A 15,668-nucleotide genomic window follows, 5' to 3' on the forward strand; every position below is an offset into this window, starting at 1 on the left:
TAGATTGAGCGAACGGTCATGCAAACGGAGACTCCCATGGCAGAAGTTGACGAAGCGGTTTCCTCGAAAACGTTCGATGCAAACCGGTCCGCGGCGCATGTGATTGCCGACGACGCCGAAGCGCTCGCCGTGGCCCACGAAGTAGCGGCACGTCTCGCGAAAGGCGCCGCCGGGCGCGATGCGGAGCGCCGTCTGCCGCACGAGGAAATCGAATGGTTCTCGCAGTCGGGCCTGTGGGCGATCACCGTGCCGAGGGCATACGGCGGCGCGGGCGTGTCCTTCGTCACGCTGACCGAGGTGATCAGGATCATTGCAGCAGCGGATTCGTCGCTCGGACAGTTGCCGCAAAACCACTTCGGTCTCGTCGACGTGGTCGCGCTGACCGGCAGCGAAGCCCAGAAGCAGTATTTCTTCGCGCAGGTGCTGGACGGCAAACGCTTCGGCAACGGCTTTTCGGAGAAAGGCACGAAGAACGTGCTGGATCTGAAGACGAGCGTGACGCGCGACGGCGAAAACTACGTGGTGCACGGCACGAAGTTCTATTCGACCGGCGCGCTGTTCGCCGACTTCGTACCGGTGCTCGGACTCGACGCCGAGCGCAAGGGCTGGCTCGCCTATATTCCGAAGGGCACGCCGGGGCTGAGCGTGATCGACGACTGGTCGGGCTTCGGCCAACGCACGACCGCCAGCGGCACGGTGACGCTCGACCACGTGCGCGTGCCGGCATCGCACGTGTTGCCCGCGCATCGCGTGACCGATTTTCCGACGCTCAACGGGCCGATCTCGCAGATCATCCAGGCCGCGATCGATGCGGGCATTGCCCAGGCCGCGCTCGCCGACACGCTGACGTTCGTGCGCGCGCGCTCGCGGCCGTGGATCGACAGCGGGGTCGAACGCGCGAGCGACGATCCGTTGACGGTGCGCGAAATCGGTCATCTGCATATCCAGTTGCATGCGGCCGAAGCGCTGCTCGAACGGGCGGCGCGCGTGCTCGACGCGAGCGCGGCAAAGCCTGAAACGACCGAAGACGACGTCGCGCGCGCGTCGGTCGCGGTCGGCGAGGCGAAGGTGCTGACCACGGAAGTCGCGCTGCTCGCGGGCGAAAAGCTGTTCGAGCTTGCCGGCACGCAGTCGACGCTCGCCGAGCACAACCTCGATCGCCACTGGCGCAACGCGCGCGTGCATACGCTGCACGATCCGGTGCGCTGGAAATATCACCTGGTCGGCAACTACTATCTGAACGGCGTCAAACCGGTGCGGCATCCGTGGAATTGACGGGATGTCCGCGCTTCGCGCTATCGCTCGCGGCCGGCTGTGCCGGCGCGCCGTCGTCATCTTCCACTGAATCCGAACATGGCTAGAGAAATCCGCCTCAACGCTTTCGACATGAACTGCGTGGGGCATCAGTCGCCGGGCTTATGGGCGCATCCGCGCGATGCATCGTGGCGTTACAAGCAGATCGACTATTGGACCGACCTCGCGAAGCTGCTCGAGCGCGGCAAGTTCGACGGCCTGTTCATCGCCGACGTGCTGGGTATTTACGACGTCTTCAACGGCAACGGCGAGGCCGCGATCCGCCAGGCCGCGCAGGTGCCCGTCAACGATCCGATTCTGCTGGTGTCGGCGATGGCGAACGTGACCGAGCATCTCGGCTTCGGCCTGACCTGCTCGCTGTCGTACGAACATCCGTATCCGTTCGCGCGGCGCATGTCGACGCTCGATCATCTGACCAACGGCCGGGTTGGCTGGAACATCGTCACGTCGTATCTGGATAGCGCGGCGCGCAATGTCGGCTTGCCCGCCCAGGTGAATCACGACGAGCGTTATTCGCTCGCCGAGGAATATCTCGAGGTTTGCTACAAGCTCTGGGAAGCGTCGTGGGAAGACGATGCGGTGGTGCGCGACGCCGGGCGGCGCGTGTTCACCGAGCCGTCCAGGGTCCACCCGATCAACCACCGCGGCCCCTATTTCGACGTGCCGGGCATCCACCTCTGCGAGCCGTCGCCGCAGCGCACGCCGGTGTTGTACCAGGCGGGCGCCTCGAAGCGCGGCAAGGATTTTGCCGCGCAGCACGCCGAGTGCATTTTTATCGCGGCGCCGTCGCGCACGATCCTGAAGCATTTCGTCGCCGACATCCGCGCGCGCGTGAAGTCGTTCGGACGCGATCCGCACGACGTGCTGATCTTCAATCTGCACACGGTGATCACCGGCAACACGTCGGCCGAGGCGCACGCGAAGCACGCCGACTATCGCCGCTATACGAGCGACGAGGGCGCGCTCGCGCTGATGTCGGGATGGACCGGCATCGACCTGTCGAAATACGACCTCGACGAGCCGCTGCGCTATGTCGAGAGCAACGCGGTGCAATCGGCGGTGGAGGCGCTGTCGAGCGCCGACCCGACGCGCGTGTGGACCGTGCGCGAGATCGCGAAGTGGGGCGGCATTGGCGGCCTGGGGCCGCTGTCGGTCGGCAGCCCGCAGGAGATCGCCGACGAGTTGCAGTCGTGGGTCGAGGAAACCGACGTCGACGGCTTCAACCTCGCGTATGCGCTGACGCACGAGAGCTTCAGTGATTTCGTCGACCTCGTCGTGCCCGAACTGCAACGGCGCGGCGTTTATAAAACCGACTACGCGACGGGCTCGTTACGCGAGAAGCTGCACGGGCGCGGTCCGCGGCTCGCCGAGCCGCATCCGGGCGCGGCTTATCGGACTCGGGCGCTGAATCAAGCGCTGAATCAGGCGAGTGCCAATGGGCAGGCCGATGCGCCGGCCCACACACCGGCACATGCCGGATAAAAACTATCCATCACAACGCTGTCCTTTTCCGGTCTGGAGATCGCTGATGAAATCATTTCCGCGTCGCAAGTTCGAGACGAGCCTGAAGGCGCGCGCGCTTGCCGTCGTCGCCACCGCCGCCGCCACGATGCTGCTGGCAGGCGCCGCCGCGCACGCCGCGCCGCTCAAGGGCGCGCCGGCGCCGTTCGACAAGGGCGGCGTGAAAGTCGCGCTCGTCAACTATCTGTCCACCGGCGATTTCTTCCAGGCCTACGAGGCCGGCGCGCAGAAGCAGGCGAAGGCGCTCGGCATCGATCTGCGCATCTACGAAGGCCGCCAGGACGCGGCGGAGCAACGCGAGCAGATCCAGCAGGCGATCAGCCTCGGCGTGTCGGCGATCATCGTCAATCACGGCTTGCCAGAATCGCTGAAGGACGTCGTGCAACGCGCGCTCGACAAGGGCATCAAGGTCGTCGCGTTCGATGTCGACCTCGGCAATCCGAAGGTGCCCCAGATCGAGCAGAGCGATCACGACCTCGCCGCGCTGCTGCTCGACCAGGCGGTGAAAGACAACGGCGACGCGTTCTCGGCCGGCTACGTCTATGTCGCCGGTTTTGCGTCGCTCGACCGGCGCGATGCGGTGTGGCGCGACTTCAAGACCGCGCATCCGAAGGTTCAGGAAAAGGCGCGCTGGGGCACGGTCGACAATCCGATTGCGCAGTCCGTCGCCAATCAGGCCGCGGCCGCTTATCGCGCGCATCCTGAGATTCGCGTGGTGTTCGCGCCTTACGACGAATTTGCGCGCGGCGCGAAGCTCGCCGCGGACGAGGCGAACCTCGCGTCGAAGCTGCGCATCTACAGCGCCGACATCTCGACGTCCGACATCGAGGCGATTCGCGCGCCGAACAGCGCATGGGTCGCGACCGCGGCGACCAACCCGGCGGTGGTCGGCGCGGTGTCGGTGCGCGCCGCCGCGCTGTTGCTGGCGGGGCAGGAGCCCGAGCACCGGATCGTCGTCAAGCCGGCGTTGATCACACGCGACGATCTGCTGAAGAACAACATCAGGACGATCGCCGAACTCGGCCAGAAGTTTCCGGCATTCCGCGCCAGCGACGCGGCCACCGCTGCATGGATCCCGGCGGCCGACTGAGCATGGCGGACCCGGGCGCTGGCACATCGCAACGAGCACGGAATCAACACCTCCTTCACGCAATGCTCGCGTGGCCGCAAAGGCAACGTGTCGAAGAAGAAACCGATCGTCCTCAGCGCCTTCACGATGAACACCGTGTCCGGAAGAAGGCCATCATGAATCGCGGCCTCGGGGAACGGCCTGGTTCAGCGCGGCCATCGTTTGCGGGAGACGACGGCGAAGCTCACGGCGATGGCGCCCGCCTGAACGTGGCCATCGTCTGCCGAGAGTACGCCGGCGAAACGAGGGCGACGAGGGCGGCGCTCCCGACTCACCAGAAGATCCTGCGTAGGATCGGGATTGCCGGCGCGGTCGTCAACTGGGACATCTGTGCGCGGCAGCCGATGTAGATGACGCTTACGGTTTGTCGGGGCCATGAGTCATCGCATGTAAAAAGATTTAATCCCGTATTGAACGACTCGATCATCGATTAGTAAAATGAATGATTTGATCGATACGATAACAGTACGGAATGGAACTCAAACTGCTGCGAACGTTTTTGTCGGTCGTCGAGTTGCGTCATTTTGGACGCGCGGCGGAGGCTCTGCATATGAGTCAGCCGGCGTTGAGCAAACAGGTTGGTGCGCTGGAGGAGAGCCTAGGCGCAAAACTGTTCGAAAGGGGGCGGCATGGCGCGGAGCTAACGCGGTTCGGGGAAATTTTCCTGCCCGATGCGCAAGCGCTCGTCTGCGACGCGGACGAGATTCTCGCGCGTGCCCGAGAGGCAGGCAGCGGCAGACGCGGGCATTTGCGGATCGGCATTTGCCTGTCCGTGCTGATGATCGCGCCACAGATCATTGCCGACTTCCGTCAGCAGTATCCGGGCATTGCCGTCGCGTTGAGCGACCTGTCTTCCGCTGAGCAAACCCGACGCCTTTTGGCGGGGAAGCTGGATGTGGGCTTTATGCGGATGCCCTCGGTCGAAGGGCTCTCGTCTCTTCGCGTGATCGACGAGACATTGGCGCTGGCGTTACCCCCAGGCCTTGAGCGCGTGCGTCTTCCGTCCGATTTTGGCAAGTTGAATGAAATGGGTTTCCTGGCCTTGCGGCGTGCGCGTGGGCCTGGACTCGCGGCTCAGGTCGACGCCTGGTGCCGCGAACAGGGCTTTGTGCCGAACGTGACGCAACAGGCTGATGATGTGCAGTCTGTCCTGGCATCTGTCGCTGCTGGCGTTGGCGTCGCGTTCGTTCCCTCGCGTGCGCAACATCTGCTTCGGGACGCTACAGTCCTACCGCTTCGCGGAAGACACGCGAAATGGCGCGTAGGGCTTGTGTGGGCGGATGCGCAAAACAATCCTGTTACGTCACGGTTCGTCCCGTTTGTGCGCGCCGCGCTGAAAGGCGTTTGATTCTTCTTTGTGGCGTCCACGGTTGTTTCTGAATTCGCGAGGATTGTCATGGCGCGGCCGCTGGTGACGGTATGATGTGACAGCCGCTAGCCGACCCACAACTGCCAGTCGTCTTCCCGCGCCTTGAATGTCCGCTTGCGAGCTGCAGCGGCTGTTCCTTCTTCTGACTTGTCCTGCAGGTAGTTGGCCGAAACGGATAGACACCGTGTGAGCAGCGATCCAGTTACGAGTGTTGAAACGTTGGGGACGACGATATTCGACTCATCGATGATCCTTAAAAGGTCCGTATATGGGAACCGTTGAGCGCTCCAACGAAGCGTCGGTTCAGTACGTTCGATCCGAAATGAGCAAACGCAGGCGACTGAAAGGCGTGTGATGACTGCTGTTTCGATGACGAGTGTTATGCAACTGAAGGGATCGCTGCCAGCTTAGCGAACTCTGCATGTATTTCCGGCGACAACGTCACCCCGATAGCACTCGCAACGGTAGGACAAAGAATGCAGAGGAAGCGCTCGTCGTCATCAGCTATGGCCAGAGCGGCCTCAATTGCTGGCACCGTCGTCTGAGGCCGTGACAGCCTGAACGTCTCCGATCCGACGATCCGTTTCCACGCTTTGCGTTGCCATGAGGCAATGACCGCAATGAGGTAACTCTTAAAGTTTGATCGGCTCGCTTGCAGCACAAATCGTATTACCGCCAAGCCGTAAGCCTGTGGTGTCGGATGCGTGTCGCTCCTAAACGATCTGACGGAATCGATCAAAGCATCTTCGAATGACGATGCCGCCGGCAATTGGAGCGTCGTATTCGCGCGAGCAAGTGCGGCGCCAGCGACATCGCCGCCGAACTCAGCCTTTAGCGTCGCACCAAGGTCCGAAAGTACCTCTGCCGAATGCTTGCAAGCAGCGGCAATGAGATATGCAAACACGGCATCACTGGTGATGGCGGAAACAAGAGGAGCGGAAAGGTCAGTACGAGGCACCGGCGGAATGGCTCCTCGCGCCGGCTCTAGAATATCGAATGTTGCCCTCATCCGTTGTGCCTGCTGGGACAGATGCGCAATCGCCTCAACGTAACTCCACAGGTGGCGTGCAAAACCAACCGCGTTCAAATCCGTGATGTCGCGCGTCACGCTCCTCGCGCGAAGATCGACTTCCATTACGGGGATCGGACCACCCGTGAGTCGATTATATAAATTGTCGGCTATGCCCGCGTTCTCGCCGCTCGTCACTTCGCATCCGGCAAGCATGTACCAAGCAAGGTCAAGCGGACCGAGCGGGCGCTCGGTGACAGCCTTTTGCGGTTCATGGTTGCTGCAACAGCCTGGCGCGATCGCAATAGGCTCTCCGTCGATCTTGACCTTATTTCTGTCAATGCGCGCCTGCGCCCACAGCACCGTGTGGCGAACCACGTGGTGACAATACGCGGCGCGAAGCGACGAAGCAGGGTCAATACCCACAAGCGCTGTCAGCGCGTCACGCAAGCCGGTTAGTGCACGCTTGATCTGTTCGATTTGAAGAGCGGCCACGGCGGCATCTGCGCCAAGACCGACTGACATGACTGTCATGTCGGGAAGTTGACACTGTGCTGCAGCTTCCTTACTTTCCAAGAACCACTTTTCCGCTTGCGCCCACTCGCTGCACTTCGCGGCGCTGATCGCCGCTTCTCGCAGAGCGAAAGCGCGTTCGACATGATTGTCACGGCCAACCTCGTCTGCGATGTCACGCAAGATTGCTAAGGCCCGTTCGTGATCTTGTGCGCGCCAGTAGACCTTAGCGCGAGCGCGGGATAGCAAGACATCATCGCCGAATGCTTCGACGGCTTCGTCCAGCACCTTCAACGCACCTTCGCGATCGTTGGCATATTCGTCGAGCATGACAGATTGCGCGACCCAGCACTGGATCGTAATCGGCCGTGTGGCCCAAGGGACGGTCTTGATCGCCATACGGCGATAGCACTCGGCCGCGTCGGTAGCATTCAAAGCGTCGTGCCGGCACTCCACAGTCCAGGCACTATTAATAAACACGGAGTAATCGGGCGCGACTTCGCCAATGGCGTTGAGATAAAGGGTGCGTCGGGCTGGCTCAACCTCGTCCAACTGGTTGATCACACTTTCAAGTTTCGCGACGGTAGACGGGCTTGCGCTGCCGATGGCAAAGAGCAGTCCAAACAGGTTTGAAGATTGCTGACCTTTTGCTTCAAAATTGTTCTGAAGACCGCTCAGAAATTCATCTGCTTCCGTGATCGCTTGAAATTGCTGGAGAAGGTCAAGCCAGTTGTCGAGATAATTGGCGATGCCCATCGTGCCAAGAACAACCGCGAAGGACATCGCGCGGAAGGCGTGACGCATTTCGCCATCCGGCTGTTGCTCCGTCTCGCTAAACAAGGCATGTACGCATTCCGCGATCTTGTCGGTCTCCTCCGCTGCGACCAGAATCTTGAATTGCGCGATCCGCAGCATTCCCGATACACGAAGATTGTCCGGATAGATCGGCGTGTCGGTACGAAGTAGCTTGAACGTCGTGAGGTTATCAGCGAGAAGCCCAATGGTGCGTTCGTCCGACATCAAAATGCTGTGGGCGAGCACGAACAAGACTCGCTCGTTCTTGCCAAGCATCGCGTGCAGTATGATGACATCGACGTCATCGCCGTTGATCGTGCCGCTCGCCATGAACTGCGTTGCGATCGCACTATGGATACTGGCTTGCTCGGCGGACGACATCATCCCTTGGCCGGACCGAGCCGCCAGCGGAGAAACACGATAGCTGTCGCGGCCCACCGTTTCCAACCATGGCCCGATCAGAGCATCTATGCATTCACCGGCGCGTGCGAGGGGGGGCGGTGCGTTGGCAACGGTCAGTGCCATTGCTCGATCAAAACGGCCGATGGTCAAACTAAGGCGATAGAGCAAATTGCGCGTGTTCTCGGGAAGCACAGAAACAAGCGTGCGCCGCGCTGCTTCCCGCTCCGCGTCGATATCTCCGGTTGAAAGTCCAGCGCCGACGATGTCCATGACCTCGCTGCGGGGCCAACCGCGCGCGGCCATTCCCGAAATGAATGCATGCACCAATTGCGGATGCCCGAAAGCTCCGGTGACATAAGAAAGGCGCCCCCAAACCTTAGGATCGCCACCGTGAACCGTCACCAGTTCCGCTGCTTCACCTTCTGTGAAATACCGACACTCGACTCTGCAGCCCACATTGAGGCCAGCGGTTGAGAGCGCTCTCGCCGTGGGTGGAAGATAGCACGTGACGATCGCTGCGCGATCGCGCCGGCGCAGCGCCTCCAAGACCCGCGCCATCGACGGCGCGACAAGTGGGTCGTTAAAATGATTCAGATCTTCGAAGATGACAATCGACGAGGTGAGACCGCCGATTCGCGAGACCATTGCATCGAGGCGGCTACGCGTTTCCTCGGAGTCGCTGTTTCGAAAATCGACTATTACGAACTCATTTGCCAACTTTCTCGCAACCGCGCGTGCCACCGAGGACTTACCGAGACCGCTCGCACCAGTGACAATGCTAGTACCGAGCCGACGCAGCCGGTCGGCAATGTCAGCCTCGATTGCCGTGCGCGGCACCATGTCCCTGGCCAGCGGTAACGCGTTGCCGGCGACGAGCCAACCTGGCTCCGCGACGGCGACAGGTAGACTTGCGCCAAGGCCTGCCAATGCAGAAGTTGTTAGGCCGGACGAAATCAAAGCCAGCATGTCGGCCATTGCTCGGGGAACAAAAATCCGAGTAGCTTGGTCGACGGCGAGATAAAGGTCTGCTCGCGTTAGGACGCGGTCGGTCGAATTTTTGGCAATGCTTTTCTCAAGCACTCGGTAGATCAGCACGTCCGCAATGCGCGTCGCCTCGGGCGCAGCAAGGCCGAAGACATCGCGTCCGACCACAACCAGCCTTAGCTCGAATTCCTTGCGAAGCGAAGCGAGGTCGGGCTTGCCACAATCCCAATGGATTTTGCGGAGCATATCGCTGCGAAGAGCCTCGTCCTCCCGGTCCTTCACGAATTTCTGGACCGCCGCCGAGAACTTGTCGCTTTCCAATATCGAGCGAAGCGGCCCAACATCAGCACCGGTGGCCGCATTGCGCCAATACGCAAGACCGGCCATCCCACCCGGACGCTCGTCTACCGCTCTTTCCGTCCCAATCTCAGAAGTCGTGAAATACCGAAGCTGCACATCCACATTAGGATTGCCGGCTGTCAACGACACGAAATCCGAAACCGCGTCCCGAACGCTACCGGTATTGAGCGTGACAGTCCCCGAGGCTTCCGTATCTTTGACCTGTACGGCTTCGATCGCTTGATGGACGACGACCGCGTAATCTTCCGCTACTTCCAGATAGAGCCGGCCACCTTCAACGAGGTCGAGCCAAGCGAGTGCCGCTGCCGTTACCTGATAGGCATACCCGCGAAGTGAATCGACAGCCTGCCGGGCAGCATCGCCGATGCGGCACCAACCCGTCATTTCCAGCAGTGAAAAGTTCATTTTGTTCATCGTTGCTATTTCACTCAGTCGGCACGACCGTTGCGGTTCGGCCGGACGGCGAATATGCGATGGTCAATGTTTTTGAGTTTAGCACCGGGCCAAGAAGTTCCTCTGGCGGATCGATTGGGGTGATCGACGAGGCATTGGGCTTTCGCTGGATCGGGCGCTTTTCGCGCCTTGTGCCCCTTCGATATAAGCAAGTTGGATGGCATAGCGGACCCTCTTCACGACAGACCCTCTGTTACGAACGGCCAAGATAGCTGACGAGGCAACGCCTGCAGGCAGCCCACAAATGACCATTGTTTAGGTAGAAGGGACGCTCGAACGTCGGCATTGGTCCATGGGCGAATGACCACAGTTGGCCGCCTGCCACCCGATGCCGTCGGCATACATCGCCCGCAATATTCCTTGACCACCATCGCCGGCCGCGCTTAAAGGCCACATCCCAAGAGCAAAGTGAATGATATGAACGCCCCCACCATCGCTACATGCAGCGTCAGCGGTACATCGGTGGCCAGCGATGGCTACCGAATAGAAATCGGTGACCATTGGCCTACTTAGCCGGAGGATCCATCATGACGCATACGATCGTGGGTGAGTGGACATCGCAACAAACGTAATGCGGGTGCACCGGGTCGCTCCAGAAACCGGCGAGATCGTGAACAAGCCTGTCAAACGGCTGTGTTTCTCGAATATTTCGCCAATCGCCATCCTTGTCCTATCGATATGGAGTCTTGTGGCGTATCCCGACACCGGGCGCGGCGATTGATGGGGTGCGGCAAAAATCCTGAACTGATTTTGTGCCGCAATTCCGAGACTCTCCCGGTATTCGAGCTGGCCGAGTGAGTCAGGCGAGACCTTGATCCTCTTGGTGTTATACCCGCGGATGTAAGGGTCAACTACCGCAATGAATTGCGGGGGGCGGACGAAATCTTGGACAGTCACTCTGCCTTTGTCGAAACCTCGATTGACGTTCCGCCCGAGCCTGTGATGAGTCTGAATCGAGGTGGCCGGCCGTACGGCGTCTGCACGAAATGGCCGGCGTCAGCTCCCGCCACGGAGACGCGCAAACGACTACCTTTCGCCAGTGTCCACGCAACAGGCAGTAACGGCACGACGTAGTCGTCGACCACGTTCTTTTCGACAGGCGCGGAGTCCCGACGGTGATGCGTCCGGAACGGCCACGTCGTGAGGTAATTCGCTGGCGCAGGAGCGACCTTTCTGTGAATCGCTCTCAGCATGCCTTCGGTGATGTAGTAAACCGAACCGTCCCCGGCGACCTCGGAGAGATACACGAATATGGACGCATCGCCTTCATTGATAGCCATTCTCAGCTTCGCTACGGCGTGCCCAATTATGGAAAGGGGCTCGTCGAGCACTGCGGTATCGTAGTTCAACATCCGGGAGCAGTGCTCACTCCAGTCCGGGTAGTAGTCAACAATTCCCGCCGCGCCCAGGCGCTCGTAGCGGGTGTTTGCGCCCGTAGTTGTAGAGAAGTCGACCTGATACGTGTCGACGCTCTCTTCGGCCGGCGCGCTGGTGAGAAGTCTGCCCGCGGTCGGGAAAAGCGTGATTGTGTGTTCAGTTGGCGGCCAGGTTGGAGCGCTTTCCCACTTCTCTGCGTGGATGTTGAAGTAGTGCACAGGCGCTTCCCGGCTGAGACCCGTATCCCTGCCGGCGAGATGTTCATCGAAGAAGCGAAGCAATTCGGCCAGCAGGTTGTATTGAGGCGCGGCCTCCTCACGCCACGGGGAGACGTTCGTCCGGGCTCCGTGGTCCCACGCTCCAAGCAGAAGCCTGTCACGCGTGTTGTGTCTGGTCAGAAACCGGGTAATCGCTCCATTGCTGTATCCGGCGCCATCGAACCATCCCGATACCGAGTAGATGGGAACATCCTGCGGCACCTGGTCGAGGTAGTGATACGGGCTGCACACGGCAAGATTGAATAATGGGTCGTGCAGCATTCCCTCGTCGCGGAACGTAAATTCAGCCGCCGCATCGTGCAGACTGAAATTGTTCGAATGCTCGCCAATCGCCGCAGCGAGCAGGGACCGGTCAATATCCACGTCCACGGGATGTGGCCCTCGCAGGCCGGGGTCTGCGTAGTACGAAAATGCGCCAAGCAGGTCGCGCCGGTCGTGGTCCATGGCAAGCATCAGGCGGTCATAGGCGCCGGTCCAGACCTTCGAGAGCAGACCACCTGGATAGAGCTGCTCACTATAGATGTCGGACACAGCGAATAGCGGCGCAATCGCCTTCACGGCCGGATGACCGGTACTTGCCAGGAAACAGGCAGCAGCGCCGACGTACGAGATGCCAGTCGAGCCGAGCACCCCATCGGACCACTGCTGTCCAATCGCCCATTCCGCGACCTCTCTGTAGTCATCCCGCTCAGTTGGGGAGCGCAGGGCATCGCGCGTACCAAAACTGGCGCCTGTGCCACGGACGTCGACCACGACCACGACATAGCCTCGCGGAACAAAGAAGTCACGGTATCGGGCTGCGGCGGGCGCAGCTTCCGCGACATCGCCATGAGTCGCGAATCGCCGGTAGTAAGGCGTAAAGATAAGGAGGGCGGGGAATCGTTCTGCAGCGTGTTCGCCTTGTGGCACATAGATGTCCGCTGCCAGCCGGCAGCCGTCACGCATCGTGATGTATTGCGACAGCGGCGCAGCCGGAAGGTCGAATATCTCAGGGCGTGACGCCAGATACTGGCTCGGCGGCACCACCCATGCTGTGCCCTTGTCGTCGCGGTCAGACATGTCGGTTTCCTGTTAGAAGGTACGAGTGTTATTGACGTTGTCCGGACAGTTGGGTGTGTCAAGCAGCAACGCCGGAAGAGCGGCATGAGCCAGGCAACGGACCAGGTCGACGTGATGGTCGTCGTAGAATCCTTCGTCATGGAGAAGGTTCACGGTCGCTACGACCTGTTGCCGCCAACGTACCGGGAAATTCAGGATGCTTCCGCACCCAGCGGCGAAGATGGTGTCCGCGTCGGGATAGTTCGCGAGAATGTCGTTCCTCGACCTGCCAACGAACGGCTCACCGGTGCCAAGGACGGCACGCAGTCGAGGCGCCTGCGCGATGGACTTGTGCCCTCCGACCGGATATCTGTCGCCCATATTGCTGAATGCCCGCGTGACCGTGCCGCGTCGTTCGTTGACTGTCAGGACTGTCAGAAGCTTCCGGCCAACGAGGCTGTTCACCGCGCTGTCAAGCGCTTGCAGGGTGGCGCGCGGTTGTTCGACGCATGCGTGAGCCGACGCAATACCCGCCAGTTCCGCGAGTAGTTTTTCCGGCGTCATGCGTCGCCTCGGCGCACGTCTGCGAGCAACCCGCCCGGTGCCGGAGTGCCATCCCCGTGGGAGATTTCTTCAAGTGCCAGGCCTCGCGTTGGAACACCGAACACCAGCACGGTTAGCGCTCCAACGAGCAGTACGCAGGTCGTGACACCGAACACGCCGGCGAATCCGAGTACCGGATACATCATCCCGACCATGATGGGTGAGATGATGGCGCCAATGCGCCCGAAAGACGATGACGTACCCACGCCGGTTGCCCGAAGATAGGTCGGGAAAATCTCCGGCGTGTAGGCATAGATACCGCCGAACGTGCCGTTCATAAAGAACGATAGACAGATACCCGCGCAGGCAATCTGCCAGGGGGCGTTGGCAAATGCCATCCCAACGGCAGAGACGCCGCCGAGGACCATGTACCCCGCAATCGTGGCCTGTCTGCCAAAGCGTTCGTTGAGATATGCGGCCGACAGGTAGCCTGGAATCTGGGCGATATACATCAGCAGCGAGAATCCGAAGCTTCTGGTAATCGTCATGCCGTGCTGGACCAGCAGGCTGGGAATCCAGGTGAAGAAAGCGTAGTAACTGAAGGCGATGGCAAACCACATCGTCCACGACATTGCGGTCGTGCGCCGAAGCTTCCTGGACCAGATTGCTGCGAGGTTGCCAAAGAACGATGCCTGGACCGTGGGGGCTGCCGGCTTGAGGATGGATTCGGGCACCGGCTCGAACGAGCGCCCCTCTTTCAGCACCTGCGCCTCAATCCTGTCGAGAGTGGCGTTCGCTTCCTGGAGCCGACCGCGGCTCTCGAGCCACCGGGGCGATTCGGGAAGCGCGCGGCGCCACCACAGCAGAATGAAGATAGGCAGCGAGGTAATGACAACGACCACGCGCCAGCCATTCTCCATGTGAGGGATTATCAGGTTGCCCAGAATTGCCGAAATGACATATCCAATGGCAAAAAATCCGGCGAGCGCCCCGGTGAACGCGCCGCGATACTTGCGGGCGACGAATTCGGAAAGAAACGGCGCAACGATAGCGCTTTCGGCGCCAGCACCGAAGCCCGCAAAAATCCGGATCGCGTAGAACGCCTGCCAGTGGTCCACCTGCGAACTTATTAGCGACGCAACGCAGAAGATGACGAGCGCGGTCATCATCACAAACCGTCTGCCGAGCAGGTCACCGCACAGCCCCGCCAGCAGCGCGCCGAAGAAGAAGCCCGTGTACGTACTGCTGGCAATCAGCCCGGTCTGGAAGGACGATAGCGACCATGCCTTGCTAATGGCAGGAAGAACGAACGCCATTGATGACGAGTCCATCGCATCAAAGGTATAGCCGAGTCCTCCCATGAAAAGCAGCTTTTTGTGAAAGCCGCAGAATGGTAAACGCTCGAGTCGCGCTGCGACGTTGGACATGCCTCATCTCCAGGTACTGCTCGAATCTCCGGGTGCGCCGGGTCCGAAAGAAATTCCAAAGCGGAAACCCGGCCTTCTCCAGGAAGAAAGAGCTTCCGACGTGTCGCACGGCACTGGTCTCTGCGCGCTTGATGTCATTAAACGAGGTCGGCTAATATGCGTCAAATGCGAAAAACAATTGTGGTCATGCGAAAATAGTTTAAGGAGAGCCGCGTGCTCAACGTGAAGGAACTGGAAGCCTTCAGGGCGTTCATCGAGTGCGGGTCGGTGACGCTGGCTGCAGACCGGCTGGGTCGAACGCAGCCCCAGGTGGGCAGGCTGCTGACGTCGCTCGAGGAATCGCTCGGCTTCGCGCTTTTCAGCCGCTCCGGAAAAAGGCTGCGCGCAACACCGGAGGGATGGCGGTTCTACAAGGAAGTGGACCGGGTCATGGGCGAACTGCAGTCGCTCAGTCGCTCGGCGGAGCAGATTCGCTCCGGTTCTTCTGACCACGTGCGCATCCTCACGGCCCCGCACGTGACAAAAGCGTTGGTCGCGCCAGCGTTGTCGTCGGTGGCGCGGGAGATACCGAACCTGACAGCCGAGGTTGCGTCTCGCGTGCGGCTCGATATCGAAACGTGGATTACGCAGGAGCAGTTCGACATTGGCGTTGGGATACTTCCCCTGGACAGCCCGGCGGTCGAGTCCGAACCATTTTTGCGGACATCCGTGGTCGTGGTCATGGCCGCGACGCATCCCCTGACCAGGCTGAAGGTCATTCAGCCAAAGCATCTGTACGACACGGCACTGGTGGCGACGCATTCCAGGTCGTTGTTGCGCCAGAGTCTGGACCGGATGTTTCGCGAGGAAAAGAGGAAGCCCGACATCCGCTTCGAGGCGACCAACGGACTCATTGCCTGCGAACTAGCGGCGCAAGGTCTCGGCGTCGCTCTGGCCGACCCGTTCGTCGCGCTTTCGAGTGGAGCGAGCGGCCTCGCGATGAAGCGACTTTCGGTGAAGATTCCGCTTGATTATGGATTTCTTTATCCGGTCGGTAAAAGTCGCTCGTTCGCCGCCCGTCGGCTGGCCGAAGCGGTAGTGCGGACAGCAAGGGACCGTCTGCCCGAAATTGGAGTGCCGGCGTCCGACTTCGAGTTCATCTAGCAGAAAATCGTCG

At 60.5% G+C, this 15,668-nt stretch carries 9 protein-coding genes; 5 read left to right on the top strand and 4 right to left on the bottom strand.

The window, feature by feature from the left end:
• Nucleotides 1–36: 36 nt before the first annotated feature.
• The 4 genes from BUE39_RS07560 (at nucleotide 37) to BUE39_RS07580 (ending at nucleotide 5,312) form a co-directional block, all read left to right on the top strand.
• Nucleotides 37–1,275, top strand: a complete 1,239-nt coding sequence (locus BUE39_RS07560; RefSeq protein WP_073428023.1) for an SfnB family sulfur acquisition oxidoreductase — start codon at nucleotides 37–39, stop codon at nucleotides 1,273–1,275.
• Between the two features lie 78 nt (nucleotides 1,276–1,353).
• Entirely contained in the window at nucleotides 1,354–2,796 is a 1,443-nt protein-coding gene (locus BUE39_RS07565; RefSeq protein WP_167363271.1) for an LLM class flavin-dependent oxidoreductase, read from the top strand.
• A 127-nt stretch (nucleotides 2,797–2,923) separates the two neighbouring features.
• Nucleotides 2,924–3,925 carry a substrate-binding domain-containing protein gene (locus tag BUE39_RS07570; RefSeq protein ID WP_235004830.1) on the top strand — a complete coding sequence of 334 codons (1,002 nt, stop codon included), beginning with the start codon at nucleotides 2,924–2,926 and terminating at the stop codon, nucleotides 3,923–3,925.
• A gap of 511 nt (nucleotides 3,926–4,436) precedes the next feature.
• Nucleotides 4,437–5,312: a LysR family transcriptional regulator gene (locus tag BUE39_RS07580; protein ID WP_073428026.1), complete on the top strand. Its 876-nt coding sequence runs from the start codon at nucleotides 4,437–4,439 to the stop codon at nucleotides 5,310–5,312.
• Between the two features lie 400 nt (nucleotides 5,313–5,712).
• On the opposite strand, the gene BUE39_RS07585 is transcribed toward BUE39_RS07580, so the two are convergent.
• The 4 genes from BUE39_RS07585 to BUE39_RS07605 form a co-directional block, all read right to left on the bottom strand.
• Entirely contained in the window at nucleotides 5,713–9,801 is a 4,089-nt protein-coding gene (locus tag BUE39_RS07585; protein WP_084561375.1) for a P-loop NTPase family protein, read from the bottom strand.
• A 941-nt stretch (nucleotides 9,802–10,742) separates the two neighbouring features.
• On the bottom strand, nucleotides 10,743–12,563 hold the full coding sequence (locus tag BUE39_RS07595; protein WP_073428027.1) for a CocE/NonD family hydrolase: 1,821 nt from the start codon (nucleotides 12,561–12,563) through the stop codon (nucleotides 10,743–10,745).
• 12 nt (nucleotides 12,564–12,575) lie between these two features.
• Complete coding sequence (locus BUE39_RS07600) at nucleotides 12,576–13,106, bottom strand: GAF domain-containing protein (protein WP_073428028.1); 531 nt, start codon at nucleotides 13,104–13,106, stop codon at nucleotides 12,576–12,578.
• Nucleotides 13,103–14,512 (bottom strand): MFS transporter, encoded by a 1,410-nt coding sequence (locus tag BUE39_RS07605; protein WP_073428029.1) that lies wholly within the window; start codon nucleotides 14,510–14,512, stop codon nucleotides 13,103–13,105. The genes BUE39_RS07600 and BUE39_RS07605 overlap by 4 nt, the downstream gene beginning before the upstream one ends.
• Before the next feature lie 213 nt (nucleotides 14,513–14,725).
• On the opposite strand from BUE39_RS07605, the gene BUE39_RS07610 reads away from it, so the two are divergent.
• Entirely contained in the window at nucleotides 14,726–15,655 is a 930-nt protein-coding gene (locus tag BUE39_RS07610) for a LysR family transcriptional regulator (RefSeq protein WP_073428030.1), read from the top strand.
• Nucleotides 15,656–15,668 lie beyond the last annotated feature (13 nt).

It is taken from the genome of Paraburkholderia terricola (assembly GCF_900142195.1).
In the GTDB taxonomy this organism is placed as follows: domain Bacteria; phylum Pseudomonadota; class Gammaproteobacteria; order Burkholderiales; family Burkholderiaceae; genus Paraburkholderia; species Paraburkholderia terricola.